This window comes from Blastococcus sp. SYSU D00813 (assembly GCF_054050735.1).
Genome location: NZ_JBJGZX010000051.1, coordinates 1 through 23101 on the forward strand (window position 1 = coordinate 1; position 23101 = coordinate 23101).

Annotated in this window: 24 protein-coding genes; 10 read left to right on the forward strand and 14 right to left on the reverse strand. The window is 76.0% G+C overall.

From position 1 onward, the window contains the following. Window positions 1-44: 44 nt before the first annotated feature. Window positions 45-1268, reverse strand: coding sequence for an SPFH domain-containing protein (locus ACI8AX_RS22040; protein WP_456552011.1), 1224 nt, complete (start codon window positions 1266-1268; stop codon window positions 45-47). Window positions 1269-1302: 34 nt separating this feature from the next. Beyond that, window positions 1303-1746 (reverse strand): NfeD family protein, encoded by a 444-nt coding sequence (locus ACI8AX_RS22045; protein ID WP_456552012.1) that lies wholly within the window; start codon window positions 1744-1746, stop codon window positions 1303-1305. 118 nt (window positions 1747-1864) lie between these two features. Here ACI8AX_RS22045 and ACI8AX_RS22050 point away from each other — a divergent pair, with 118 nt between their 5' ends. Then, the gene (locus ACI8AX_RS22050; RefSeq protein ID WP_456552013.1) at window positions 1865-2599 is read left to right on the forward strand and encodes a hypothetical protein; all 735 of its coding nucleotides are present in this window, start codon (window positions 1865-1867) and stop codon (window positions 2597-2599) included. A gap of 22 nt (window positions 2600-2621) precedes the next feature. On the opposite strand, the gene ACI8AX_RS22055 is transcribed toward ACI8AX_RS22050, so the two are convergent. From ACI8AX_RS22055 to ACI8AX_RS22080, 6 genes are all read right to left on the reverse strand, one after another. Further along, on the reverse strand, window positions 2622-3749 hold the full coding sequence (locus tag ACI8AX_RS22055; RefSeq protein WP_456552014.1) for a ferrochelatase: 1128 nt from the start codon (window positions 3747-3749) through the stop codon (window positions 2622-2624). 47 nt (window positions 3750-3796) lie between these two features. Then, complete coding sequence (gene fabI, locus ACI8AX_RS22060; protein WP_456552015.1) at window positions 3797-4585, reverse strand: enoyl-ACP reductase FabI; 789 nt, start codon at window positions 4583-4585, stop codon at window positions 3797-3799. Next, window positions 4585-5298: a 3-oxoacyl-ACP reductase FabG gene (gene fabG, locus ACI8AX_RS22065; RefSeq protein ID WP_456552016.1), complete on the reverse strand. Its 714-nt coding sequence runs from the start codon at window positions 5296-5298 to the stop codon at window positions 4585-4587. The genes fabI and fabG overlap by 1 nt, the downstream gene beginning before the upstream one ends. Window positions 5299-5425: 127 nt before the next feature. Next, complete coding sequence (locus ACI8AX_RS22070) at window positions 5426-6715, reverse strand: hypothetical protein (protein WP_456552017.1); 1290 nt, start codon at window positions 6713-6715, stop codon at window positions 5426-5428. After that, window positions 6705-7253 (reverse strand): RNA polymerase sigma factor, encoded by a 549-nt coding sequence (locus ACI8AX_RS22075; protein WP_456552018.1) that lies wholly within the window; start codon window positions 7251-7253, stop codon window positions 6705-6707. Before ACI8AX_RS22075 ends, ACI8AX_RS22070 begins: the two co-directional genes overlap by 11 nt. 57 nt (window positions 7254-7310) lie before the next feature. Next, on the reverse strand, window positions 7311-7955 hold the full coding sequence (locus ACI8AX_RS22080) for a TetR/AcrR family transcriptional regulator (RefSeq protein ID WP_456552019.1): 645 nt from the start codon (window positions 7953-7955) through the stop codon (window positions 7311-7313). A 61-nt stretch (window positions 7956-8016) separates the two neighbouring features. Here ACI8AX_RS22080 and ACI8AX_RS22085 point away from each other — a divergent pair, with 61 nt between their 5' ends. The 3 genes from ACI8AX_RS22085 (at window position 8017) to ACI8AX_RS22095 (ending at window position 9732) form a co-directional block, all read left to right on the forward strand. Continuing rightward, complete coding sequence (locus ACI8AX_RS22085) at window positions 8017-8424, forward strand: RidA family protein (protein WP_456552020.1); 408 nt, start codon at window positions 8017-8019, stop codon at window positions 8422-8424. Window positions 8425-8485: 61 nt separating this feature from the next. Next, window positions 8486-9415 carry a DUF5996 family protein gene (locus ACI8AX_RS22090; RefSeq protein ID WP_456552021.1) on the forward strand — a complete coding sequence of 310 codons (930 nt, stop codon included), beginning with the start codon at window positions 8486-8488 and terminating at the stop codon, window positions 9413-9415. Beyond that, window positions 9412-9732, forward strand: coding sequence for a hypothetical protein (locus ACI8AX_RS22095; RefSeq protein ID WP_456552022.1), 321 nt, complete (start codon window positions 9412-9414; stop codon window positions 9730-9732). Before ACI8AX_RS22090 ends, ACI8AX_RS22095 begins: the two co-directional genes overlap by 4 nt. Here ACI8AX_RS22095 and ACI8AX_RS22100 read toward each other — a convergent pair. After that, window positions 9708-10046 carry a hypothetical protein gene (locus ACI8AX_RS22100; protein ID WP_456552023.1) on the reverse strand — a complete coding sequence of 113 codons (339 nt, stop codon included), beginning with the start codon at window positions 10044-10046 and terminating at the stop codon, window positions 9708-9710. The genes ACI8AX_RS22095 and ACI8AX_RS22100 overlap by 25 nt on opposite strands. A 198-nt stretch (window positions 10047-10244) precedes the next feature. Between ACI8AX_RS22100 and ACI8AX_RS22105 the strand changes: the two genes are divergently transcribed. The 3 genes from ACI8AX_RS22105 to ACI8AX_RS22115 all read left to right on the forward strand — a co-directional run bounded on the left by ACI8AX_RS22105 (window position 10245) and on the right by ACI8AX_RS22115 (window position 13221). Further along, window positions 10245-11633 carry a lytic transglycosylase domain-containing protein gene (locus ACI8AX_RS22105; RefSeq protein ID WP_456552024.1) on the forward strand — a complete coding sequence of 463 codons (1389 nt, stop codon included), beginning with the start codon at window positions 10245-10247 and terminating at the stop codon, window positions 11631-11633. A 325-nt stretch (window positions 11634-11958) separates the two neighbouring features. Then, window positions 11959-12300 (forward strand): helix-turn-helix domain-containing protein, encoded by a 342-nt coding sequence (locus ACI8AX_RS22110; protein ID WP_456552025.1) that lies wholly within the window; start codon window positions 11959-11961, stop codon window positions 12298-12300. Window positions 12301-12351: 51 nt separating this feature from the next. After that, window positions 12352-13221: a nucleotide excision repair endonuclease gene (locus ACI8AX_RS22115; RefSeq protein WP_456552026.1), complete on the forward strand. Its 870-nt coding sequence runs from the start codon at window positions 12352-12354 to the stop codon at window positions 13219-13221. A 168-nt stretch (window positions 13222-13389) separates the two neighbouring features. On the opposite strand, the gene ACI8AX_RS22120 is transcribed toward ACI8AX_RS22115, so the two are convergent. Then, window positions 13390-14214, reverse strand: a complete 825-nt coding sequence (locus tag ACI8AX_RS22120; protein WP_456552027.1) for an alpha/beta fold hydrolase — start codon at window positions 14212-14214, stop codon at window positions 13390-13392. A 230-nt stretch (window positions 14215-14444) separates the two neighbouring features. On the opposite strand from ACI8AX_RS22120, the gene ACI8AX_RS22125 reads away from it, so the two are divergent. From ACI8AX_RS22125 to ACI8AX_RS22135, 3 genes are all read left to right on the forward strand, one after another. After that, window positions 14445-15416, forward strand: a complete 972-nt coding sequence (locus ACI8AX_RS22125; protein WP_456552028.1) for a quinone oxidoreductase family protein — start codon at window positions 14445-14447, stop codon at window positions 15414-15416. A gap of 278 nt (window positions 15417-15694) precedes the next feature. Then, window positions 15695-16321 carry a hypothetical protein gene (locus ACI8AX_RS22130; RefSeq protein ID WP_456552029.1) on the forward strand — a complete coding sequence of 209 codons (627 nt, stop codon included), beginning with the start codon at window positions 15695-15697 and terminating at the stop codon, window positions 16319-16321. Beyond that, the gene (locus ACI8AX_RS22135) at window positions 16318-17799 is read left to right on the forward strand and encodes a glycosyltransferase family 2 protein (RefSeq protein WP_456552030.1); all 1482 of its coding nucleotides are present in this window, start codon (window positions 16318-16320) and stop codon (window positions 17797-17799) included. The genes ACI8AX_RS22130 and ACI8AX_RS22135 overlap by 4 nt, the downstream gene beginning before the upstream one ends. Before the next feature lie 111 nt (window positions 17800-17910). On the opposite strand, the gene ACI8AX_RS22140 is transcribed toward ACI8AX_RS22135, so the two are convergent. The 4 genes from ACI8AX_RS22140 to ACI8AX_RS22155 all read right to left on the reverse strand — a co-directional run bounded on the left by ACI8AX_RS22140 (window position 17911) and on the right by ACI8AX_RS22155 (window position 22883). Continuing rightward, window positions 17911-18864: a VWA domain-containing protein gene (locus ACI8AX_RS22140; RefSeq protein WP_456552031.1), complete on the reverse strand. Its 954-nt coding sequence runs from the start codon at window positions 18862-18864 to the stop codon at window positions 17911-17913. Window positions 18865-18925: 61 nt separating this feature from the next. Beyond that, window positions 18926-20005, reverse strand: a complete 1080-nt coding sequence (locus tag ACI8AX_RS22145) for a DUF58 domain-containing protein (protein ID WP_456552032.1) — start codon at window positions 20003-20005, stop codon at window positions 18926-18928. Continuing rightward, entirely contained in the window at window positions 20002-21297 is a 1296-nt protein-coding gene (locus ACI8AX_RS22150) for an AAA family ATPase (RefSeq protein ID WP_456552033.1), read from the reverse strand. Before ACI8AX_RS22150 ends, ACI8AX_RS22145 begins: the two co-directional genes overlap by 4 nt. Before the next feature lie 266 nt (window positions 21298-21563). Then, on the reverse strand, window positions 21564-22883 hold the full coding sequence (locus ACI8AX_RS22155; protein WP_456552034.1) for an NlpC/P60 family protein: 1320 nt from the start codon (window positions 22881-22883) through the stop codon (window positions 21564-21566). Window positions 22884-23101: the final 218 nt, after the last annotated feature.

Here is a 23101-nt window from a genome sequence, read left to right on the forward strand (position 1 = left end):
CGGGACCGAGCACGGTCCCGGGCCACCGGCGTCCGCGGGCTCGGCTAATGCTGCTGCGGGCCCCGCGGCGGCATCGGCGGGCCCTGCGGCGGCATCGGCGGCGCCGGCGGGGCCTCCTCCGCGGCGGTCCGCGCCATGGAGCCGGTCTCGGGCATCGCGGGCGCCGGCACGGCGGGCACCGTGTCGGAGAGGTTGGTCATCTCGATGCGGGCCTCGGGCTGCTCGGCGGCCGGCGGCAGCTGCGACTCGAACCAGCCGCTGGTGTCCATCTCCCGCGCCGGCCCGCTCGAGCCGTTCGACGGGCCGACGTCCATCCACGACCGCGCGCCGTCCCCGTCGGCGCCGCCCATGCGGGCCAGCCCCTCCAGCGCCTTGCTGAACTCGCTGGGGACGATCCACATCTTGTTCGCGTCGCCCTGGGCGATCTGCGGCAGCGTCTGCAGGTACTGGTAGGCCAGCAGCCCCTGGTCGGGCTTGCCGTCGTGGATGGCCTGGAAGACCGTCTCGATCGACTTGGCCTGGCCCTGCGCGCGCAGGTAGATGGCCGCGCGCTCACCCTCGGCCCGCAGGATGCGGCTCTGCCGCTCGGCCTCCGCCTCCAGGATCGCCGCCTGCTTCTTGCCCTCGGCCGAGAGGATGGCGGCGGCCTTCTGGCCCTCCGCCGTGGTGATCTGCGACTGCCGCTGACCCTCGGCCTGCAGGATGATCGCCCGCTTGTCGCGGTCGGCGCGCATCTGCTTCTCCATGGAGTCCTGGATGGACGCCGGCGGGTCGATCGCCTTGATCTCGACCCGGGCCACCCGCAGGCCCCACGGGCCGGTGGTCCCGTCCAGGACCGAGCGCAGCTGACTGTTGATGCCGTCGCGGCCGGTCAGCGCGCCCTCGAGGTTGAGCCCGCCGACCACGTTGCGCAGCGTCGTCGTGGTGAGCTGCTCCATGCCGGTGATGTAGTTCGCGATGCCGTAGACGGCCAGCCGCGGGTCGGTCACCTGGAAGTAGACGACGGTGTCGATGCCGACCTGCAGGTTGTCGGCGGTGATGACCGGCTGCGGCGGGAACGAGACGACCTGCTCGCGCAGGTCGATGGTGGCCCGCACGCGGTCGATGAACGGCACGAGGATCGACAGGCCCGGCGACAGGGTGCGGCTGTAGCGGCCCAGCCGCTCGACCACCTTCGCCTGGGCCTGCGGCACGATCGTGACGCTCTTGGCGATCACGACGAGCGCCAGCAGCGCGATGACGACGACCGCGATGAGTGCGGGGGTCACGGCAGGGCTCCCTTCGTCGGGGTGGGGTGGGACGTCACTCGAGCTCCAGGGCGTCGCCCACCACGGCGGTGGCGCCGTCGACCTGGAGGATCCGCACGGTGGTGCCGACCGGGAACGTGTCGCCGGCGTACTGGCTGCGGGCGGTCCACTCGTCGGCGCCCAGCAGGATGCGGCCGCCGTGCCCGTCCACGGCCTGCGACACCTTGGCCGTGCGGCCGACCAGGGTGGCCACGCCGTCCAGCTGCTCGGGGGTGCGGTCCACCAGGTGCCGCTTGGCCAGCGGCCGCACCAGCGCCAGCAGCACGGCGGCGACGGCGACGAACGCGACGAACTGCCAGACGACCGCGCCGCCCAGCAGGGCGACGGTCATCCCGCCGAGCGCGCCGCCGGCGAACATCAGCAGGGTCAGGTCGAGGGTGGCGACCTCGCCGGCGGCGAACAGCCCCGAGGCGATGAGCCAGAGCAGCCAGGGGTCCACGGGGCCACTCTCGCACCCGCGGCGCTGACCAGGAACAGCGCCGGCGATCACGTCACACGACCGTTGTGTCCGGCCGGTGTGCCCGGCCGGGCCTCCGGTCCGACGTAGCCTCGCTGGCGTGCACGACCTCCCCGCCGGCCGCTTCGCCGCCTGGGCCACCGCCTGGCTGTCGGACCGGTGCTCCTTCGACGAGGCCCTCGACGCGCTCACCGGCGACGTCGCCCACGTGGTGACCGGGATGCCCGGGACGAGCGGCGCGGTGCCGCTCGGCCAGGCCCTGGCAGCGCTGCGCGGGCTGGGCGAGCGGCGGTTTGCCCTCGTGCTGCCGGTGGCCGGCGACGTCAGCGGCCTGCCCCGTGTCCCGGGCCTGACGGAGCTCGCGCTGGCTGCCGGCCAGGCCGCCGTCGGCGCGGGGCTGGCGCTGGTGCCGCAGCCGCTGGGCAACGAGGTGGTCACCTGGACGGCGTTCCCGCTGGCCGGCGTCCACGCGCCGCCGCCGGTCGAGGGCACGCTGCGGGCCGCCTCGGGCGCCCTCGACCTCGCCGTCGGCGACGCGGCCCGCACGCTGGCGGGCCTGGACCTGGCGCGCTGGCACCCCGAGGTGCCGACCCTGCTCGCCGGGCTGGCGCGGGCGGCGCAGGTGCCGGGCATGCCGGCCGACACCGACCCGCTCGCGCTCTCGGTGCTCGCGCGGGCGCAGCGGCTGGCCCGGGTGCTCGACCTGGCGATGGCCGACGCGCCCGGCGGCGCCGTCACCACGACCCAGGCCGCGGCCCGCGACGAGGCGCTGCGGCCGCTGTCCGACGCCGTCCGCGCGGCCCTGGCCGCCGGCTACAACGCCCTCCCCCGGTAGGAGCGCTCCGCGCGACGTGCCGTCAGCGCGGAGGACGCGCGGGACGGTCCACGAAGCAGCAGGCCGCGGGGCAGTTCGTGCCCAGCCGCGGCGGGCCGCCGGCGCGGCGTTCCTGCAGCAGCTCCCGGACGGTGGCGACGAACGCCGGGTGGGTGCCGGCCGTGCCGGCGCGCACGAAGGTCAGGCCGAGCTCCGCGGCGGTCTCCCGGGCCTCGTTGTCGAGGTCCCAGACGACCTCCAGGTGGTCGCTGACGAACCCGATCGGGAGGACGACGACCGCGGTCTCCCCCGCCGCCGCCAGCGTGCGCAGGTGGTCGTTGACGTCGGGCTCCAGCCACGGCACCGACGGCGGGCCGCTGCGGCTCTGCCAGACCAGGTCGAGGTGCCGCCCCGGGTCGACGGCGTCGACGACGGCGCGGGCCGCGGCGTGCAGCTCGTCCTGGTAGGCCCCGCCGTCCGGCCCGGCGACCGCGGCCATCGCGTCGGGGATCGAGTGGGCGGTGGCGACCAGCCGGGCGCTGCCGCGGACGTCGGCCGGCAGCTCGGCCAGGGCCGCGGCGAGCGCGTCGGCGTTGGCGCGGACGAACCCGGGCGAGTCGAAGTAGTGCGGCAGCTTCTCCGCGGTCGGCGCCCCGGGACCGAGCGCGGCGCGGGCCCGGGCGACGTCCTCGTGGTACTGCCGGCAGCCGGACGCCGAGGCGTAGGCCGAGGTGGCGAAGACGTACACGTGCTCGACCCCGTCGTCGGCCATCTGCCGCCAGGTGTCCTCGACGTAGGGCGCCCAGTTGCGGTTGCCCCAGTAGACCGGCAGGTCGACGCCGGCCGCGGCGAGGTCGGCCTCGACCGCGGCGATCAGCGCCCGGTTCTGGTCGTTGATCGGGCTGACCCCGCCGAAGTGGTGGTAGTGCTCCGCGACGGCCTCGAGCCGCTCGCGCGGGATGCCGCGGCCGCGGGTGACGTTCTCCAGGAACGGCATCACGTCGGCGGGGCCCTCGGGGCCGCCGAAGGAGAGCACGAGCAGCGCCTCCCGCCGGCCGGGCGGTGCGGGGACCGCGGCCGGCTCGGCGCCGCCGTTGTTGCGGACGGCCAGCGACGGGTCGTCGTCGGGGCGCTGGCCGGGGTGGATGTCGACGTCGGTGGCGCGGGGCACGGGGAGGGTTCGCCTGCCGGGGCTCGGTCGGATGCGGTCGGGCGCGGTCACACGCCTACGGCGTGGAACCCGCCGTCGACGTGCACGATCTCGCCGGTGGTGGCCGGGAACCAGTCCGACAGCAGCGCGACGACGGCCTTGCCGGCGGGCTCGGTGTCGGTGACCGACCAGCCCAGCGGCGCGCGGGTCTCCCAGGCGTCCTCGAACTGCTTGCTGCCGGGGATCGACTTCATGGCCATGCTGCGCAGCGGACCGGCGGCGACCAGGTTCACCCGCACGCCCTCGGGGCCGAGCTCGCGGGCGAGGTAGCGGGAGGTGGACTCCAGCGCCGCCTTGGCCGCCCCCATCCAGCCGTACACCGGCCAGGCCACCGACGCGTCGAAGGTCAGCCCGACCACCGACGCGCGCTCGCCGAACAGCGGCCGGCAGGCCTGGGTGAGGGAGGCCAGCGACCAGGTCGAGACCTGGAACGCGGTGGCCGCGTGCTCCCAGGCGACCTCGGGGAACCCGTCGCCCATGGCCTCCTGCGGGGCGAAGCCGATCGAGTGCACGACGCCGTCGAGGCTGTCGAAGCCCTGCTCGCGCAGCCGGTCGGCGAGCGTGCCCAGGTGCTCGGGGTCGGTCACGTCGAGCTCGATGACCGGCGGCTCCTGCGGCAGCCGCTTGGCGATGCGCCGGCACAGCGACAGGGTGCGGCCGTAGTTGGACAGGACGACGCTGGCGCCCTGCTCCTGGGCGATCCGCGCGGTGGCGAAGGCGATCGACGCCTCGGTGAGCACCCCGGTGACCAGGATCTTCTTGCCCGCCAGCAGGCCGGTCGCCGTCGTGTCCGTCATCAGTGCCCCATCCCCAGTCCGCCGTCGACCGGGACGACCGCCCCGGTGATGTAGCCGGCGTGCTCGCCGGCGAGGAACGTCACGACCCCTGCCACCTCCTCCGCCGAGGCGTACCGCCCCAGCGGGACCTGGCCGAGGATCTCCTGCTGCCGCTTCTCGGGCAGCGCGGCCGTCATGTCGGTCTCGACGAAGCCGGGCGCCACCACGTTGGCGGTGATGCCGCGGCCGCCGAGCTCGCGGGCGATCGAACGGGCGAGGCCGACCAGCCCGGACTTGCTCGCCGCGTAGTTCACCTGGCCGGCCGAGCCCAGCAGGCCGACGACGGAGGAGACGAACACCATCCGGCCGGCGCGGGCGCGGACCATCTTGGGGGTCGCCCGCTTGGCCACCCGGTACGCCGCGGTGAGGTTCGCGTCGAGGACGTCGGTGAAGTCGTCCTCCTTCATCCGCATGAGCAGCCCGTCGCGGGTGATCCCGGCGTTGCTGACCAGCACCTCCACCGGCCCCTGGTGCTCCTCGACCTCGGTGAACGCGCGGTCCACGGCCTCGGCGTCGGTGACGTCGCAGGTGACGCCGAACAGCCCCTCGGGGACGCCGCTGCCGCGGTGGGTGACGGCCACGGCGTCCCCCTGCGCGGCGAAGGCCCGGGCGATGGCCAGGCCGATCCCCCGGTTGCCCCCGGTCACCAGCACCGACCTGCCGCCATCACCCACGGTCGAACTCCCTGCCCCTGCGCCGCTGTCGCCGTCGAACCTAGCCCGTGGTCCGAGGGCCCAGCGCGCTACCGGCGGGTACGGACGGGGACGACGACCGCTCCGCGCCGTGCGGGCGGCGCGGCCGTCAGGGCGTGTAGGTGACCTCCTCGGCCATGGCGAGCACGTCCTCCCGGGTGAGCGAGTCGGGCGCCTGGAACAGGAACAGCGGCCCTCCGTCCGGGAAGCCGGCGCCGAGGTACCACGTCCGGCGGCCGGAGTCCGGGGCGGCGAAGGGGTCGGGCACCGACACCAGCGCGGCCGGCCGGCCGTCGACCGTCACGGCCTCCACCGGGTTCCCGCCGGCCATCCCCCGGACGACGTCGTCGGCCGTCTCGTAGCCCCGCCAGCGCTCCTGGACGCTCAGCCCGACCCGCTCGCTGGGGCTCGTCGCGTCGGCCGCGCTGACGAGCGTCAGGTTCGCCGGGCTCTCGTAGCTCGACACCACCCAACCGGCCGGGGCGAGGCCGAACTGCAGGGCCACCGGCTGCGGCCGGTCGACGAGCGACTCCGCCACCGCGACCAGCGCCGGCACCTGCCCGTAGCGGTCACCCTCTCCCGCCACGCCGACCCACAGCCCGTCGGGGCGCTGCCACACGATCTCGGCGTAGGCGTCGCTGCACAGCGTCGCCGGCCCCTCCTCCTGCGTCGGGGTCGCCGGCGCGTACCGGCAGTCGGGCGTGGCGAGCGTGGCGCTGACGAAGTCGGCCGGGACGCCGTCGACGACCAGCGTCCCGCGCTCCTCGACCTCCTCCTCGCTGTACGGCGGCTGCGCCTGCGCGCCGGGCGGCGGCTGCCGCGGGTCCTCGGCGGAGACGCTCAGGACGAAGCCGGGGTCGTCGGCGGAGGCGTACCGGGCGCTGTGGACCACCTGCTCCACCGCCCCGGACACCTCCAGTCCGCCGGAGCGGACCAGGACGGGGGTCAGTCCCTCGGGAGCGGGGTCCAGGGAGTACGGGAAGGCGACCGCCTCGGCCGCCACGAGGATGAGCCCGCCGGGCGGGTCGAGGGGCGTCCGGGCCGGCGACCGCGACGGGTCCGTCGACGGACCCGGCTGCGCTCCGGGGGGCGGGTCCCCCGCCGGGCCGTCGACGACGACCGCGGTGGTCCAGGCCGCGGCGAGCGCGAGCAGCCCCGCACCCGCACGGATCAGCGCCCTCCGGCCCGGGCGCCGGCGCCGGCCGCCCGGCGCCGTCCGAGCCGCGGCCGCGTCGGCGACCAGCCGGCGCGCGGCGACCACCGGGGCCGGCTCGGCGGCGGCTGCCGCCTCCTCGGCGCGGAGCTCGTCGAGGAAGGCCGCAGGGAGGGCGGGCAGGTCCGCGTCGCGGATCCCGGCAGCGGCGGCCAGGCGGGCGTCCAGCTCTCGGTCAGTGGTCACGAAGGGTCTCCTCACGGGCGGTGGGGGCGTCGAGGGCGGCCCGGAGCCGGCCGCGGGCGCGGTGGAGGCGCACCCGGGCGGCGCCTCCGGACAGGCCGAGAGCGACCGCGGCCTGGGCCGGGGTGAGCCCCTCCCAGGCGACGAGCGTCAGGAGCTCGCGGTCCTCCGCCGACAGCTCCGACAGCGCGGCCCGGACGCGGCGGCCGTCCGCCGAGCGCTCGTGCAGGAGGGCGGGGTCGGGGACCGACTCCGCCGGGAGCGCCTCGGCGAGGCGCCGGCCCAGCCGGTCGGCCCGGTCGCTCCCCCGGCGGCTGTTGGCCAGGCACCGGCGGGCGATCGCGAAGAGCCACGGGCGGACGTCGACGGTGTCCGGAGGCATGTCCGCGCGACGCCGCCAGGCGGTCGCGAAGGTCTCCGCGACCACGTCGAGGGCGTCCTCGCGGGAGGGGCTGCGCCGCAGCGCGTAGCCGAGGACGGCCGGCCCGGAGGTCCGGTACACCTCCTCGAAGGAGTCGGCACCTGGTGGTGGACCGGTCATCGGTGGTGGCCCCTGCATCGCGATCACACCGGGTACGTGTCCGGCTCCGGCGGATCGTTACAGGCCGGCCCCACCGGCCCCGGGTGCACCCCCGGCCCCACGCCAGGCGCGCCGCACGGACCGCCGGCAGCGGGCCGGGTCGTCCCCGGCCGCGACGAGGAGCGCCACCGTGGTCTCGACCGAGTGGCCGGCCACGACCTCGGCCGGGAGGACCCCCTGCGCGACCAGGCTGAGCAGGCCGTGGCCGGCCAGCCACAGCCGGGTGGCGAGCCCGGTCGGGTCGGCGTCCGCGGCGAGCCGCCGCCCGTCGCGGGCCCGGGCCACGGCCTCGACGAGCACCGCCAGCCCGCGGTCGGCCTGCGCCGGGTCCTCCAGCTCGGCGACCGCGTCGAACATCGCCCGGTAGAGCGCCGGGTGCTCCAGCGCGTTGGCCGCGTAGGCGACCCCGAGCGCGGCGACGTCGTGCACCGGGTCGGCGGTGACCGGGACGGCGGCCAGCCGGTCGGCCAGGCGCGTGAAGCCCTCCTGCCGGACCGCCCGCCACAGGCCCGGCATGCCGCCGAAGTGCGTGTACACGGCCATGGTCGAGGCGCCGGTGCCCTCGACGAGCGAGCGCAGCGTGACCGGCTCACGGGCGGCGAGCATCCCGGCGGCGCGCTCGACGAGGCGGCGCCGGACGACGGGGTCGGCGGTCCTGGGCACGACTTGACGATACATGGCATTGCTATGCAATGCTTCGGGCCCCACTACTGAGGAGGACCCCGTGTCCGTCGAGCTGATCAACCCGCCCGGCCTGCCCGTCCCCGACGTCTACGCGCAGGTGGCGGTGGCCCGCGGCGCGCGGACCGTCTTCCTCGCCGGCCAGGTGGCCCGGACGGCGGAGGGCGAGCCCGTAGGCGCCGGCGACCTGGCCGCGCAGACCGAGCAGGCGTTCCTCAACGTCGCCGCCGCGCTGGCCGGGGCGGGCGCCACCTTCGCCGACGTCGCGAAGCTGACCGTCTACGTCGTCGACTGGGACCCGTCCAAGTTCGCGGCCTTCGGCGAGGGCGCCGGCCGCGCCGCCGCACGGCTGGGCGTCGACCCGGTGAAGCCGGTGACGCTGGTCGGGGTCAGCGCGCTGGGCGAGCCGGACCTGCTCGTGGAGATCGACGCCGTCGCCGTCTGCGACTGAGGCGGCGGCACACTGTGCGGCAGGGCTGCGGCCGCGGTCCTCCCCGATCGAGAGGCACCCCGTGCACCTGTTCCCGCCGATGCCCTACGCCGAGTGGTCGGACACGCTGGCCACGCTGCACCGGATCGCGCAGATGGTCGGGCGGGTGCGGCTGCTGACCAGCCCGCGGCGCAACCACTGGTGGAACGTCCCCTTCCACGTGACCGGCCGCGGCATCACCACCCGGCCGATGGGTCTGGACCCGACGTTCACCATCGACCTCGACCTCGTCGAGCACCGGCTGGAGGTGGCCACGATCGAGGGCAGGCGGGTCTCCTCCGGTCTGGTCGGCCGCTCGGTCGCCGGGGTGCACGCCGACCTGACGGCCGCGCTGGCGAGCCTGCGCATCGACGTCGACATCGCCGGGGCCCGCCCCTTCGACCTGCCCGACGCCGGCCGGCCCTTCGCGGAGGACGACGAGCACGCGACGTACGACCCGGCGTCCGTCACCCGCTACTGGCAGGTCCTCAGCCAGGTCGGCCTCGTGCTGGAGGAGTTCGCCGGCCGCTTCTCCGGCAAGACGAGCCCGGTGCACCACTTCTGGCACACCTTCGACATCGCGGTCACGCGGTTCTCCGACCGGGTCGTCGACCACCCCTCCGGCGCCGACGCCGTGACGCGGGAGGCCTACAGTCGCGAGGTGGTGAGCTCCGGCTTCTGGTTCGGCGACCCCACGTTCCCGGACCCGGCCTTCTACTCCTACACGGCACCGGAGCCGGAGGGGCTGGCCTCCGACCCGCTCCCCGCGGGCGCCTCCTGGCTGCCCCGCGGAACGAGCTCCCTCGCGGTGCTGCCCTACGACGTCGCGCGGCAGGCGGAGGACCCGCGGGCCGCCGTCCTCGACTTCCTCGAGGCGGCCTACCTGGCGGGCGCGACGCGGGCCGGCTGGGACGTGGCCGGCCTGGCCTGCGTCGACGGCACGACCGATCCGCTGCGGAGCGTCCGGCCGTGACCCTGTCCGACCTGCGCACGGCGCGCGGCGTGGTCCGGCTGCTGAACAGCAGCGGCGGTGGCGTGCTGTGCCTGGCCGGGGAGGTGGACTCCGCGGCGGTGGCCGACTTCGTGCGCCGCTACGGCCGGGAGCCGGCGCGGGTGGGCACGATCGACGCCGGCTCGGTCACCGCGCTGTCGCCGTCCGGTCTGGAGATCCTGCTGGACCACCTGGAGGTCGCCGCACGCAGCGGCCGCCCGGCGGTGCTGCGCCGCTCCCCCGTCGTCGCCCGCCGCCTTCCGAGGTGGGCGCCTCAGTCGGCGTGTGAGCCGTTGTAGACCTGCTTGCGCACCCAGCCGGCGAGGCAGTGCAGCGCCGCGTGGCCCTCGGCCGAGGCGAAGCCCTGCTCGACGCGGACGGCGTCCAGCAGCTCGGCGCTGTCCGCGGTGCCGGTCCGGGCGAAGCGCCCCAGCACCTGGCCCGAGGGCGTCGCGCTGCTGAACATCCCGGCGATGCCGAGTGCGGCGCGGTCGGAGACGGCCACGGTCACCGGGGCCCGCACCACGGCGCTGCGGGCGTCCAGGACCGACGCGACCTCGCTGAGCACCGTGAGGTCGCTGGCAGGCGCCTTGGCCCGGCAGTTGATGATCACGAGACCCCCTCGGTTCCAGCGGACGTGCCCGACCAGCATCGGCGCAGGCGGGCGCGGACTCCAGCGGTCCGGCCCCCCTCCCGCTCGCACGGGTGAGCCCCGGCACGGGCAGGCACCCCCCGCTCTGGGGGCCGCGCCGCCGTGCGCCCGGACGTCACAGTGGGACGCACGGGACCAGGCCGACGGGGGGACGGACCGATGGCGGAGCAGACCGGAGCGGGGCCGCGAGGCGGACGCCGGCGGCCACCGGACCCCCGGCCGCGGTCGGTGTGGGCGCAGGCGTCCGGCTTCTGCCGCGGGGCGGCCGTCGTCGTCGCCGTCGCCGCGCTGACCGCCACCTCGCAGGCAGACGACCCGAGCGCGCCCGCGGCCGCCGCGGGCCAGGACCGCCCGCAGGCCGCCGCCCGGGCCGCCACCGAGCCGGCGCTGGACGGGGCGCAGCAGCGCACCGGCGACCCCGCCCCCTCCCCGGAGGCCGCGGCGGACGGCACCGTCGTCCCCGCCGCGGCGCCCGGCACGCCGGCGGCCGCCGGCGACAGCCCCGCACCGGCCGCGCCGGTGGCGGCCTCCGCCCTCGCGGCCGGTGGCATCCCGTCCGTCGCCCGCGACGCCTACGACGCCGCCGCGGCGGCGGCACCGTCCGGCTGCGGTATCAGCTGGTCCCTGGTCGCCGCGATCGGGAGGGTCGAGTCCAACCACGGCCGGTTCGCCGGCGCGGTGCTGCAGACCGACGGGCGCTCGGCGCCGCCGATCCGCGGCATCGCGCTCGACGGGACCCGGTCGTCGCTCATCCGCGACACCGATGGCGGCCGCCTCGACGGCGACACGGTCTACGACCGCGCCGTCGGCCCGATGCAGTTCATCCCGTCGACGTGGGCCTCCTACGAGAGCGACGGGGACGGCGACGGGACGGCGGACCCCTACGACATCCAGGACGCCGCGCTCGCCACCGCCCGCTACCTGTGCGCCGCCGGTGACGACCTCACCGCCGTCGAGGGCCAGCGGCGCGCGGTCTACGCGTACAACCACTCCGAGGAGTACGTGGCCACGGTGCTCACCCTCGCGGCCTCGTACGCGGGGACGCCGGTGCCCACCATCCCGACCGAGGCCGTGCCCCCGCCCTCGGTGCCCCCGGCCAACCCGGCCGCGCCGCCCGCGGTGACCGAGACCGCCGCGCCGCCGCCCGTCGCGCCGGGGACGCCGGCTCCCCCGCCGGCTCCCGCTCCGCCACCACCGCCGCCGCCCTCGCCGGCCCCCGCGCCGACGCCGGCAGCCCCGGTGCCGACGACGCCCGCACCGCCCCCGGCACCCCCGTCGCCCACCGCGCCGCCACCGCCGGCCCCCACGCCCGCGGCGCCGCCACCCCCGGCGCCCACCCCCACCACGGCGCCACCGCCGAGCCCGACCCCGGCGACGCCGTCCGCGCCGACGGCCGCGACCGCGGGCCCGACCTCGACGGCTCCCACCACGACCTCCACCGCGCCGGCCGCGACGACGACCCCGACCCCGACCCCGACGGCGACCACCGCCGCGCCGTCGACCGGCTCGTCCGCGGCAGCTCCGACGGCGGGCGCCCCGCCCGCGTGACCGTCCCGCCCGCCCGCCGGCGCGTCCTGAGGCGCCACGGCTCCGCTCGGGGGGCCGCGGGCGGGCGGGGCCCGGCTGCGCGGAGCCGGGGCCGGACCCGTCCGGCGCACGGTGGCGCCCGCACGCCACGCGCCCGTCACCTCGCGCTTCGCACGGGTCCCGTCCAGCGCACGGTCAACATCTGACAAGGCGGACCGGTTCGTCTCGTCCTCGTCGTCCTCGCGCCCGGTCCGCCCGCTCTCCTACGGTCAGTTCCAGCACGGACGCGGACCGTCACCGACGGCCTCCCGGCACCGCGTCCGCCGACCCGCTCGAGGAGAACCCCGTGACCCTGCCCCAGCGCTCCCCCGCTCCGGCTCTCGCCCGCTCCGCCACCCTCGCCCAGCGCTCCTTCGCGCGGCCCCCGGTCCCGCAGCGGACGGGTCACCCCCTCCCCGCCGGCGTCCGGCCCGGCACGGCGCCGGTCGCCCAGCGCCCGCCGGTCGAGCGGACGCCCCGCTTCCTCACCGTGGCCGAGGTCGCCGGGATCATGCGGGTCTCCAAGATGACCGTGTACCGCCTCGTGCACGGCGGCGAGCTGGCGGCGGTGCGCGTGGGCCGGTCCTTCCGGGTCCCCGAGCCGGCCGTGCGCGAGTACCTGGCCGAGGCCCGCACCGACGTCGCCTGACGGGTGCCGGCCCGACCGGACGCGGTCGCGGTCCTGCCGACCGCCCCGGGCGTGTACCGCTTCCGGGACGGCGCCGGGCGCGTGCTGTACGTCGGCCGCGCCACGGACCTGCGCCGCCGCGCCAGCTCCTACTGGGGCGACCTGCGCGACCGGCGCCACCTGCGCCGGATGGTGCCGCGTGTCGCCGCGATCGAGGCCCTGGTCTGCGACTCCGTGCACGAGGCCGCCTGGGCCGAGCGCAACCTGCTCGAGCGCTCGCTGCCCCCGTGGAACCGGGTGGTCGGCGGCTCGGAGGTGCCCGTCGTCATCCGGATGGACCCCTCGCCGGAGGCGCCGCGCCTCGACGTCGTCGACGAGCACCGGCCGGTGGCGGGCGTCCGCACCTTCGGCCCCTACCTGGGCGCCCGGCGGGCACACCTGGCGGTCTCCGGCCTGAGCCGGGTGTACCCGCTGGGGCACGCCGGGCCGGCCCGGTCCGCGGGCGCGCGGGAGCTGGCCCGGCTGCGCGGCGCCCACGACGTCCCCGTCCCGCAGCTCGCGGCGTCGCTGACCGCGGTCCTCGACCGGGAGCCGGCGGCGGTGGCCGCCGCGCTGTCCGCGCTCGCCGACCGGCGGGACGCCGCGGCGCAGGCGCAGGCCTACGAGGCCGCGGCCCGGCTCCAGGAGGAGATCGAGGCCGTCGAGTGGGTGGTCGCGCCGCAGCGGGTGACCGCACCGGGCCGGGACGACGACCGCGACGTCACGGGGTGGACCGGCGACGTCCTGGTCCGGCTCGGCTTCCGCGGCGGCCGGCTGTGCTCCTGGAGCCAGGAGACGTGCACCCGCGCCACCTCGGGCACCCGCGCCCCGCGCGGGTGGTCGCCGTTCCTCCGCCGCAACGCCGAGCTGGCCGCACGTCTCGTCGCGCTGCCCGTCACCTGAGCCCGCCGCCCGTCCCGGGGGGGCCGCGGGGCCCGCCCCCCCGGCGCCGCGCCGCCCCCGCGCCCCCCCCAACCCCGCCCCCCCGCCCCCCGGCCCCCCCCCCCCCCCCCCCCCCCCCCCCCCCCCCCCCCCCCCCCCCCCCCCCCCCCCCCCCCCCCCCGCCGGGGGTCACTCCTGCAGGAAGGCCAGCAGGTCGGCGTTGATCGTCTCGGCGTGCGTGGTGGGCATGCCGTGCGGGAGACCGGCGTAGGTCTTCAGCGTCCCGTTCGGCAGCAGCTCGGCCGAGAGCGGCGCCGAGTCGGCGTAGGGCACGACCTGGTCGTCGTCGCCGTGCATGACCAGCACGGGCACGGTGATCTTCTTGAGGTCGTCGGTGAAGTCGGTCTGGGAGAACGCGACGACGCCGTCGTGGTGCGCCTTGGCGCCGCCGGCCATCCCCTGCCGCCACCAGTTCTGGACCACCGCCTCGATGGGCTCCACGCCGGGCCGGTTGAACCCGTAGAACGCGGTCGCGGCCAGGTCGCGGTAGAACGCCGACCGGTTGGTGGCCACCTGCTCCTGGATGCCGTCGAACACGCTCTTGGGCAGCCCGCCCGGGTTGGCCTCGGACTGCACCATGATCGGCGGCACCGCGCTGATCAGCACCGCCTTCGCGACCCGGTCCTGGCCGTGCCGGGCGATGTAGTGCGCGACCTCGCCGCCGCCGGTCGAGTGCCCCACGTGCACCGCGTCGCGCAGGTCGAGGTGCGCGGTCAGCGCGGCGAGGTCGTCGGCGTAGTGGTCCATGTCGTGTCCCTCGGCGACCTGCGCCGAGCGACCGTGGCCTCGCCGGTCGTGCGCGATGACCCGGTAGCCGTGGCGGAGGAAGAACATCATCTGGGTGTCCCAGTCGTCGGCCGACAGCGGCCAGCCGTGGCTGAAGACGATGGGCCGGCCGGCGCCCCAGTCCTTGTAGAAGATCTCGGTTCCGTCGGCGGTGGTGATGACGGGCATGGGTGAGCCTCCTGCTCCCGAGCGGCGTGGACGCCGGCCCGCGGCCGGGCGGGGCGGCGAGCCGGTCCAGAAGCTAGGGCCGGCGGGGGGCGCCGGATGTGCCCTGAGTGTCCGGCTGCGGTCCCTCTGTGCCGGTTCGCGCGCGCGGCTCGGGCGCCGCACCGTGAGTGGGCCGGGCCGTGAGCGGGCCGGGCCGTCCCGTGCTCCCGCCGCGCCCTAGCCTCGGCGCCATGCGTGCTGTCCAGATCACCGAATTCGGTGGGCCCGAGGTCCTGAACGTCGTCGACCTGCCCGACCCCGTCCCCGGGGACGGCGAGCAGCTGTTCGACGTCTCCACCGCCGGCGTCAACTACGCCGACACCCACCAGGCGGAGAACTCCTACCTGGCGCCGCAGACGCTGCCGCTGATCCCCGGCGCGGAGTTCGTCGGCACCCCGGCCGGCGGGGGCCCGCGGGTGGTCGGGCTGCTCGACGGCGGCGGCTACGCCGAGAAGGTGGCCGCGCACCCGCGGCTGACCTGGGAGGTCCCGGACGGCGTCACCGACGAGCAGGCGCTGTCGGTGGTGCTGCAGGGCGCCACCGCCTGGCACCTGCTGCGCACCAGCGCGCACCTGGCCGCCGGCGAGTCCGTCGTCGTCATCGCCGGCGCGGGCGGCGTCGGCTCGCTGGCCGTGCAGCTGGCCCGCCGGTGGGGCGCCGGGCGCGTCATCGCCACCGCCTCGAGCCCGGAGAAGCGCGCGCTCACCGAGGAGCTCGGCGCCGACGCCTCGGTCGACCCAGCGCTGGCCGACGACGACCCCAAGGCGTTCACCGCGGCGCTGCGCGAGGCCAACGGCGGCCGGCCGGTCGACGTCGTCCTGGAGATGACCGGCGGCAACGTCTTCTCCGGCTCGCTGTCGGCGCTGGCGCCCTTCGGCCGGCTGGTCACCTACGGCATGGCCGCCCGGGAGGAGACCCGGTCGGTGCCGCCGGGGATGCTGCTGCAGAAGAGCCGCGCGGTGATCGGCTTCTGGCTGGCCCACTGCATGGCGCGGCCGCAGATGATGGACGACGCCATGACCGAGCTCCTCCCGCTGGTCGCCGACGGCGCGCTGCGCCCGGTCATCGGCGGCCGCTACCCCCTGTCGGCGGTCCGCGAGGCCCACCAGGACCTCCGCGCCCGCCGCACCACCGGCAAGCTGGTCCTCGACCCTCGTCGCTGATCCCGGGGCGGCCGGTCACGCCACGTGACCGGCCGCAGCGTTCGGGTGGCCGCCGTCACACCCGGACGACGGAACGCGCTCGCCTGATCGGGTGGAGAACCCACTACTCGCTGTTCCCGCTCCCTAACGTCGGCGCCGGCCGCAGTTGGGGGACAGCGCCGTTTCCTTCCGTGTCTGCGGTCATCGATCGAACACGGGGGGAATTCGTGTCACGACGCATGCCCGGCCTCGGGCGCCTACGGCCAGGAGCCGTGGGGCTGGGGCTCTCACTCGCACTCATGGCCGGGACCACCGGCTGCTCCTGGCCCGACGTCAGCATGAGCCCGGACCTCTCCGGCGACTCGTCGTCCGCCGAGGAGTCCGAGGCCGCCACCACCGACGGAGCTGACGCCGCCGCCGACGAGGGCGCCGACGCCGCCGCGACCACCGAGGCCGCGGCCGCCACGACCGCCGCACCGGTGCGGCCGGTCGGCGACCTCGACACCGGCTCGCTCACCCGCGTGCTCGCCGCCGGTGCCCAGGACGTCGTCATCGACTACTGGACCGCGCAGCAGGCCACGCAGTGGACCGCCGACGCGGAGAAGACCATCCAGCTGTCGGCCCACATCGAGGGCGCGGACAGCGACGAGGACACCGAGGTCCTCGTCACCCGCTTCGCCGTCACCGCCGACGACGGCACCGCCCGCACCGTGGTGGTCGAGGACCGCGGCGAGTTCGCCGTCATGCCGCCGTTCAGCTACAGCACCGCCTTCACCGTCCTGCCGTCGGCGTCGACCGCGGAGACCGTGACCCTCTACGTCCAGTTCGACCTGCTCGTCGAGACCGAGCCGCGTTCCCAGCGCTACTACCGCCAGACCGTGCTCGACACCCTCGAGCTCCCGCTCCTCCAGGAGGACCCGAAGTGACCGAGCTCGTCGTCCACGGCATGCGGCGGTCCACCGACCGCGTCACCCTGCTCGCCCGCGGGGACCAGAGCGTCCCCGACATCACCTCGCTGGTGCCCGCCGAGTTCGGCGGCCCGGCCGGCGACGAGCAGCGCCGCACGGCCACCATCAGCTGCATCATCCCGGCCTACAACGAGGAGTCGACGATCGCCGACGTCCTCACCTCGCTGCTCGCGCAGACCCGGCCGCCGGACGCGATCCACGTCATCATCAACAACACCGACGACGACACCCCGGAGATCGCCGCGCAGTTCGCCGGCGAGCACTTCCGCGTGGTGAAGGGCGAGGCGTACCACACCGTCGTCCACGTCCACGACATCGGCGAGAACCCGGACAAGAAGGTCGGCGCCCTCAACTTCGGCTACTACGTCAGCCGGGGCTACGACTACATCCTCGGCGTCGACGGCGACACCACCCTCGACCGGCGCTGCGTCGAGTGGCTGGAGAAGGAGATGGTCACCGACCCGCGCATCGGCGGGCTGTCGGCGATCTACACCTTCGACAAGTCCCGGGTGAAGGGCGCCATGGCGAAGTACCTGGTCGCCGGGCAGCGCGCCCAGTTCGCCGGCTTCAACATGGACAACCTCGTCCGCGGCCGGAACATGGCCGTGCTGGGCGGCCAGTGCAGCCTCTTCAGCGTCCGGGCGCTCGAGGCGGTCATGTACCGCTACCGCCAGTCCGCGCCGTGGGTGCGCGACTCGGAGGTCGAGGACTCGAAGCTCTCGCTGCAGATCAAGGACGCCGGTTTCAACACGAAGATCAGCGCCCGTGCGCGGGCCTTCGTGGGCCCGATGACCACGCTGCGCGCCCTGCACGGCCAGCAGGTGAAGTGGAACTTCGGCGGCATCGACCTGCTGTGGCCCGGTCAGCGCGGCGACACCAAGGGCCAGCCGCTGCACCCGAACCTGCGGCTGCGCTGGTACGAGAACATCTCGATGCTGTTCAACATCGGCACGCGCATGTCGTTCCTGCTGCTGCTGGCGGCGGCGCTGTCGATCGACGCGTTCGTGTTCAACCCGGTCTGGCTGATCCCGCCGGCGGTGGCCACGCTGCTGAACCTGCGGATCGCCCTGTCGATGCACGACAAGAGCGCCTCGGACCTCCTCTACGCGTTCCTGTTCGCCCCGGCCGAGCTCTACATGTGGATCCGCATGGGGCACTTCATGACCGCGTGGGTGCAGTTCCTCTCCCGGTCGGAGAAGGACAACTGGGCCGCGCAGGCGGCCGCCGAGAAGGGCCGCGGGTCGGCGTACGTCATGCCTGCGGTGTGCGCGGTCGCCACGTTCCTCGTGCTGATCTACGCCTGGAGCCAGCAGAGCGTCGGCGTCCAGTCGGCGATCCTGTCGATCGGCTGGCCGGTGCTCTACCTGGTCACCGTGCTGCAGACGCTGTTCATGATCAAGAAGCTCTTCCGCCGCCAGCGGGGCTTCACGGTCTGAACGAGGACCCCCTCGCCCCCCACCGCTCGCAGGCTCGCGGCGAGACCCTGCGAGGGGGCCGTACGGAGTCGCCCGGTGACGGATCCCGTCACCGGGCGACTCCGTTCGCGTCTACAGCAGCCGGCTGGTGAACAGCAGGCTCATCACGGCGCCGAGCAGGGCCAGCAGCACGCCGCCGCGGACGAACCAGTAGCTCACGTCCTGGGGCTCGGTCGTGTAGCCGATCTGGCTGCCGAGGTCGGAGTAGACCTCCTCGAGCTCGGAGGCGCTGGCCGCCTCGCTGTAGCTGCCGCCGGTCTCCTCGGCGATGTCCTCCAGCGCGGCGCGGTCGACCGGGACGGGCACGGCCTCGCCCTCGATCTCGACGGTGCCGTAGTCGGTGCCGAAGGCGATGGTCGACACCGGCACGCCGGCGTCGAGCGCGGAGTCGATCGCCTGCGTGGTGCTGCGGCCCACGGTGTTGGTGCCGTCGGAGAGCAGGACGACGCGCGCCGGCACGTCCTCCTCGGTCTCCCCCAGCGCCGTCTGGAAGTTCGCGATCGCCGTCAGCGAGGTGAAGATCGCCTCGCCGATGGCGGTGGCCTCCGACAGCTCGAGGTTGTCGATGGCCGCGCGCACCTGCCCGCGGTCGGTCGTCGGGGTGACCAGCGTGGTCGCGGTGCCGGAGAAGGCGACCAGCCCGAGGTTGATCTGCTCGGGCAGGACGTCGACGAACTCCTTGGCCGCCACCTGCATCGCCTCGAAGCGGTTGGGCTCGATGTCGGTGGCCTCCATCGACATCGACACGTCGACGGCCATGACGACCGTCGCCCGCTCGCGGGGCACCCGCACCTCGGTGCTCGGCTGGGCGAGGGAGACGATCAGCACGCCCAGCGCGAGGGCCACCAGGCCGAACGCCACGTGCCGTTTCCACCCCGGCCGCCGGGGCACCAGCGACCCGAGCAGGGCCACGTTGGTGAACCGGGCGGCGTACTTCTTCCGCCGCAGCTGCAGGACGACGTACAGGGCCACCAGCGCCGCGACGGCCAGCAGGCCGAGCAGCCAGAGCGGAGCCTGGAAGGTCATCGGGAGGCCCCTCCACTGCCGGCACGCCGGCGGTCGCGACGGCTGCCAGGGCTCAGGGGCGTCATCGGGACGCCCCTCCGGAGCCGGCCCGTCGTCGGTCGGCAACGAATCTGACCACGTCCATGAGCCAGTCGCGGTCGGTGCGCAGCTGCAGGTGCCCGGCACCGGCGCGGCGCAGCGCCCGGGCGATCGCCTCGCGCTGGGCGGCGGCGCCCGCGGCGAAGCGGGCGCGGAACTCGGCGTCGCCGGTCGGGACCTCGAGGGTCTCCCCCGTCTCCGGGTCGACGACGGTCAGCAGCCCGACGTCGGGCAGCTCGAGCTCGCGCGGGTCGACGACCTCGATCGCCAGCAGCTCGTGCCGGGCGGCGAGCCCGCGCAGCGGCCGCTCCCAGTCGCTGTCGCCGAGGAAGTCCGAGACCACGACGACCAGGCCGCGGCGGCGCGGCGGGCGGCGCAGGCTCTCCAGCGCGGCGGCCAGGTCGCCACGGCGTCCGCCCGCCGCACGCGGGGTCGCCACCACGTTCCGCAGCAGCCGGTCGGCGGCCAGCCGGCCGGCGGCCGCCGGGTAGCGGTCGACCCGCTCGCCGGTGGTGACGATCGCGCCCAGCCGGTTGCCGCCGCGCACGGTCAGGTGGCTGACGGCCGAGAGCCCGGCGATGGCCAGGTCGCGCTTCTGGCAGTTGGCGGTGCCGAAGTCCAGGCTCGCCGACAGGTCGACGACCGCCCAGGTCTCCAGCTCGCGGTCGGCGATGGTCTCGCGCACGTGCGGCACCTGGGTGCGCGCCGTGACCGGCCAGTCCATCCGCCGGACGTCGTCGCCGGGGTGGTAGGTCCGCGAGTCGCCGGCCTCGGTGCCCGACCCCGGGACCAGGCCGAGGTGGTCACCCTGCAGCAGCCCGTCGAGGCGCCGCCGGACGGTCAGCTCCAGCCGCTGGAGGAGGACGTCGGCCGGGCCCTCGGCGAAGTTCGGCGGGGCGCCGTCGCCGCGTCCGGGGTCGATCCCGGAGCCGGGGGTGTCCGCCGGTGCCGGGACGTCCTCGTCCGGGACGGCGGCGCCGTCGGGCGTCTCGTCACGGGGCGCCTCGGCGGCGTCCTGCTCGGGCGGGGCCGCCTCGGCGGCCGCCCTGCGCCGCAGCCTCACGCCGACTGCGGTCCGCGCCCGTAGCCGTTGGCGCCGGGCGCCTGCGGGCCGGCCGTGCCGCCGGGCGCACCCGGCGCACCGGGACCGGGGACGGCGGGCACCTGCGGGCGCGGCGGCTGGCCGGGCACCGCCGGGGGCCCGTACTGCGGCCCCTGGCCGGGCGGCGGCCCGAACTGCGGGCCCTGCGCCGGTCCGCCGAAACCCGGAACGGCCGGCCCACCGGGCGCGGAGGGGCCGAAGCCGCCTGCGCGCTGCCGGGGCGTGACCTGGGGGAGCGGCACGGTCTGCAGGATCCGCTTGACCACGTGGTCGGCCGGGACGCCGTCGGCCAGCGCGTCGTAGGAGAGCACCAGCCGGTGGCGGAGCACGTCGGTGGTGATGTCGAGGACGTCCTGCGGCAGCACGTAGTCGCGGCCGCGGACCAGCGCCAGCGCGCGGCTGGCGGAGATCAGCCCGAGCGAGGCGCGCGGGCTGGCGCCGTAGGAGACCCACGAGGCGACGTCGTCCATGCCGTGCTCGCGCGGGGCGCGCGTGGCGACCACCAGGCGGACGACGTAGTCGACCAGCGCGTGGTGGACGAAGACCTGGGAGGCGGTGCGCTGCATGCGGCGCAGGTCGTCGGGGCCCAGGACCGTCTCGGGCACCGGCGGGGTGGAGCCCATCCGGTAGATGATCTCCCGCTCCTCCTCCGGGCTCGGGTAGTCGACGAGCACCTTCATGAGGAAGCGGTCGCGCTGGGCCTCGGGCAGCGGGTAGACGCCCTCGGACTCGATCGGGTTCTGGGTGGCCAGCACGAGGAACGGGTCGGGCAGCGGGTGCGTGACCCCGCCGATCGACACCTGCCGCTCGGCCATGACCTCCAGCAGCGCCGACTGGACCTTCGCCGGCGCGCGGTTGATCTCGTCGGTGAGCACGAAGTTGGCGAACACCGGGCCGAGCTCGGTGTCGAACGTGTCCTGGCCGGCCTTGTAGATCCGGGTGCCGATGATGTCGGCCGGCACGAGGTCGGGCGTGAACTGCAGGCGGGCGAACTTGCCGCCGACGACCGTGGCCAGCGTCTCGACGGCGAGGGTCTTGGCGACGCCGGGCACGCCCTCGAGGAGCACGTGCCCGCGGGCCAGCAGCGAGACGAGCATGCGCTCGACGAGCCGGTCCTGGCCGACGATGACCCGCTTGATCTCGAACAGGGCGCGCTCGATCCGCGCGGCGTCGGCCGCCGGCGGGACGGGCTGCGCGCCGGCGGCGGTGGCGCCCTGGGGGATCTCGCTCGAGGTGCTGGCGGCCTGACTCACTGGGCTCCCTGCTCGTGCCGGACCCGGCCTCGCGGAGGCCGGCGACGGGGCGGCGTGCCCGTCCCCTGACCAGTGTCCTACACCTGGGGCCCGGACCGGGCAGGACAGTCGCGGACGACACGCGCACCGACCCCTGCCCCACCCGAGAAGCTCCTGCTAACCTCGCCGGTGCGTCGGGCAGCTCCCCCCGTGGCTGCCCGACGCCCCAACGGAACAGGGCCTCGCGCAGCAGCGCGAGGCCCTGTTCCGTTCCCGGTCGGGAGTGCTCAGGCGGTCGGCCGGACGGCGCCGTAGTAGTCGTAGGTCCACAGGTTGGAGACCTTCACGACGTCGCCGCTCTCGGGTGCCTGCACGACCTTGCCGCCGCCGATGTACAGCGCGACGTGGTAGATCGACTGGTAGCTCGAGCCGGAGCCCCAGAAGACGAGGTCGCCGGGCTGCAGGTCGGCACGGGCCACCGTCTGGTCCCGGAAGCGGTGGTACTGGTCCCGGCTGGTGCGCGGCAGCGAGACGCCGGCACGGGCATAGGCGAACTGGACCAGCGACGAGCAGTCGAAGCCGACGACGCCCGAGTCGCTGCCGATCCCCGGGCCGGGGCCGCGCGTGCTGCCACCGCCGTAGGAGTAGGGCGTACCGCGCTGGGCCATCGCCGCGTCGATGGCGACCTCGACGGCCGAGGCGGACGGGGAGCCGACCGTCGTCTGGACCGGCGGAGGCGTGCCGCCACCGCCGCCGCCACCACCGCCGCCACCACCCGAGGACGAGCCGCCCCCGGACGTGCCGGTGCCCGGCGCCGGCGTGCCCGGCTGCGGGGCCGGCGCCGGCTGCTGGGGCGCGGGTGCACCGGGCGCCGGACGGGCGGCCTGCTCGGCGGCCTGCTGCTCGGCGGTCAGCTGGCCGACCTCGGCCTCGGCGGCCGCGAGCTCCTGCTGCACGGCGGCGCGCTGCCCCTCGAGGGCGGCGGTCTGCTGGCGGGCAGCGGTCTCCTGCGCCTCGGCGTCAGCGAGCTGCACCGAGGCCTGGGCCTCGAGCTCCTGCGCCTGCGCGGCAGCGGCGGTGGTCTCCTGCTCGGCGGCGGTCGCCTGCTGCTCCAGCACCGTCAGCTGGTCGACGACGTCGACGCGGTGGGTCCCGGCCGCCTCGAGCAGCGCGGCGCGCTCGAGCAGCTCGGCCGGTCCGCCGGAGCTCATCAGGGCGGTGATGCCCGGGGAGGTGCTGCCCTGCATGTAGCTGGTGCGGGCGAAGTCGGCGACCTCGACCCGCCCCTGCTCGAGCTGCGCCTGCGCCTCGTCGAGGGCGGCCTGGGCGGCGGCCTGGGCGGCGCGCGCCGCCTCCAGCGCGGCCTGGGTCTCCAGGTAGTCCTGCAGCGCGATCTGCGAGGCCTGGCTCGCCTGCGCGGCGGCGGCCTCGGCGGCGGCGAGCTGGGCGGTCAGCTCGCCGACCTGGGCGGCCGCGGCGTCGCGCTCGGCCTCCGCCGCGGCAACTTCGGAGTCGGTGGGAGCGGCCGTCGCCATGCCCGGGACGAGCCCGATCGCGACGAGGGCGGCGATGCCCGTGCCCGCTCCCCGGACGGCCCATCGGGTCATCCGTGCCGGTCGACGCCTGATCCGCGCTGCGCTGCTCACCCGTGGGGGAACGGCCCTCCCACGGGTGGCCTTGACCGTGTCTCACCCCAGCGGGTGAGACGTCCGGGCCGTCCCCGCCCGGGCGGGCGCCTGTGCCCCGCGGTCGGGAGGTCGGTCGCGGGGTGGCGGGTGGCGGGCGCCCCCACCCCCGACGGCGCCGACAAGTCTTGGGTCACCGA

Coding starts and splice junctions, on each gene's coding strand:
- fabI (WP_456552015.1), bottom strand. CDS start 4,585: ATGACGGACACGACGGCGACCGGCCTGCTGGCGGGCAAGAAGATCCTG.
- ACI8AX_RS22075 (WP_456552018.1), bottom strand. CDS start 7,253: ATGACCGGTCCACCACCAGGTGCCGACTCCTTCGAGGAGGTGTACCGG.
- ACI8AX_RS22105 (WP_456552024.1), top strand. CDS start 10,245: ATGGCGGAGCAGACCGGAGCGGGGCCGCGAGGCGGACGCCGGCGGCCA.
- ACI8AX_RS22120 (WP_456552027.1), bottom strand. CDS start 14,214: ATGCCCGTCATCACCACCGCCGACGGAACCGAGATCTTCTACAAGGAC.
- ACI8AX_RS22125 (WP_456552028.1), top strand. CDS start 14,445: ATGCGTGCTGTCCAGATCACCGAATTCGGTGGGCCCGAGGTCCTGAAC.
- ACI8AX_RS22130 (WP_456552029.1), top strand. CDS start 15,695: ATGGCCGGGACCACCGGCTGCTCCTGGCCCGACGTCAGCATGAGCCCG.
- ACI8AX_RS22140 (WP_456552031.1), bottom strand. CDS start 18,864: ATGACCTTCCAGGCTCCGCTCTGGCTGCTCGGCCTGCTGGCCGTCGCG.
- ACI8AX_RS22155 (WP_456552034.1), bottom strand. CDS start 22,883: ATGACCCGATGGGCCGTCCGGGGAGCGGGCACGGGCATCGCCGCCCTC.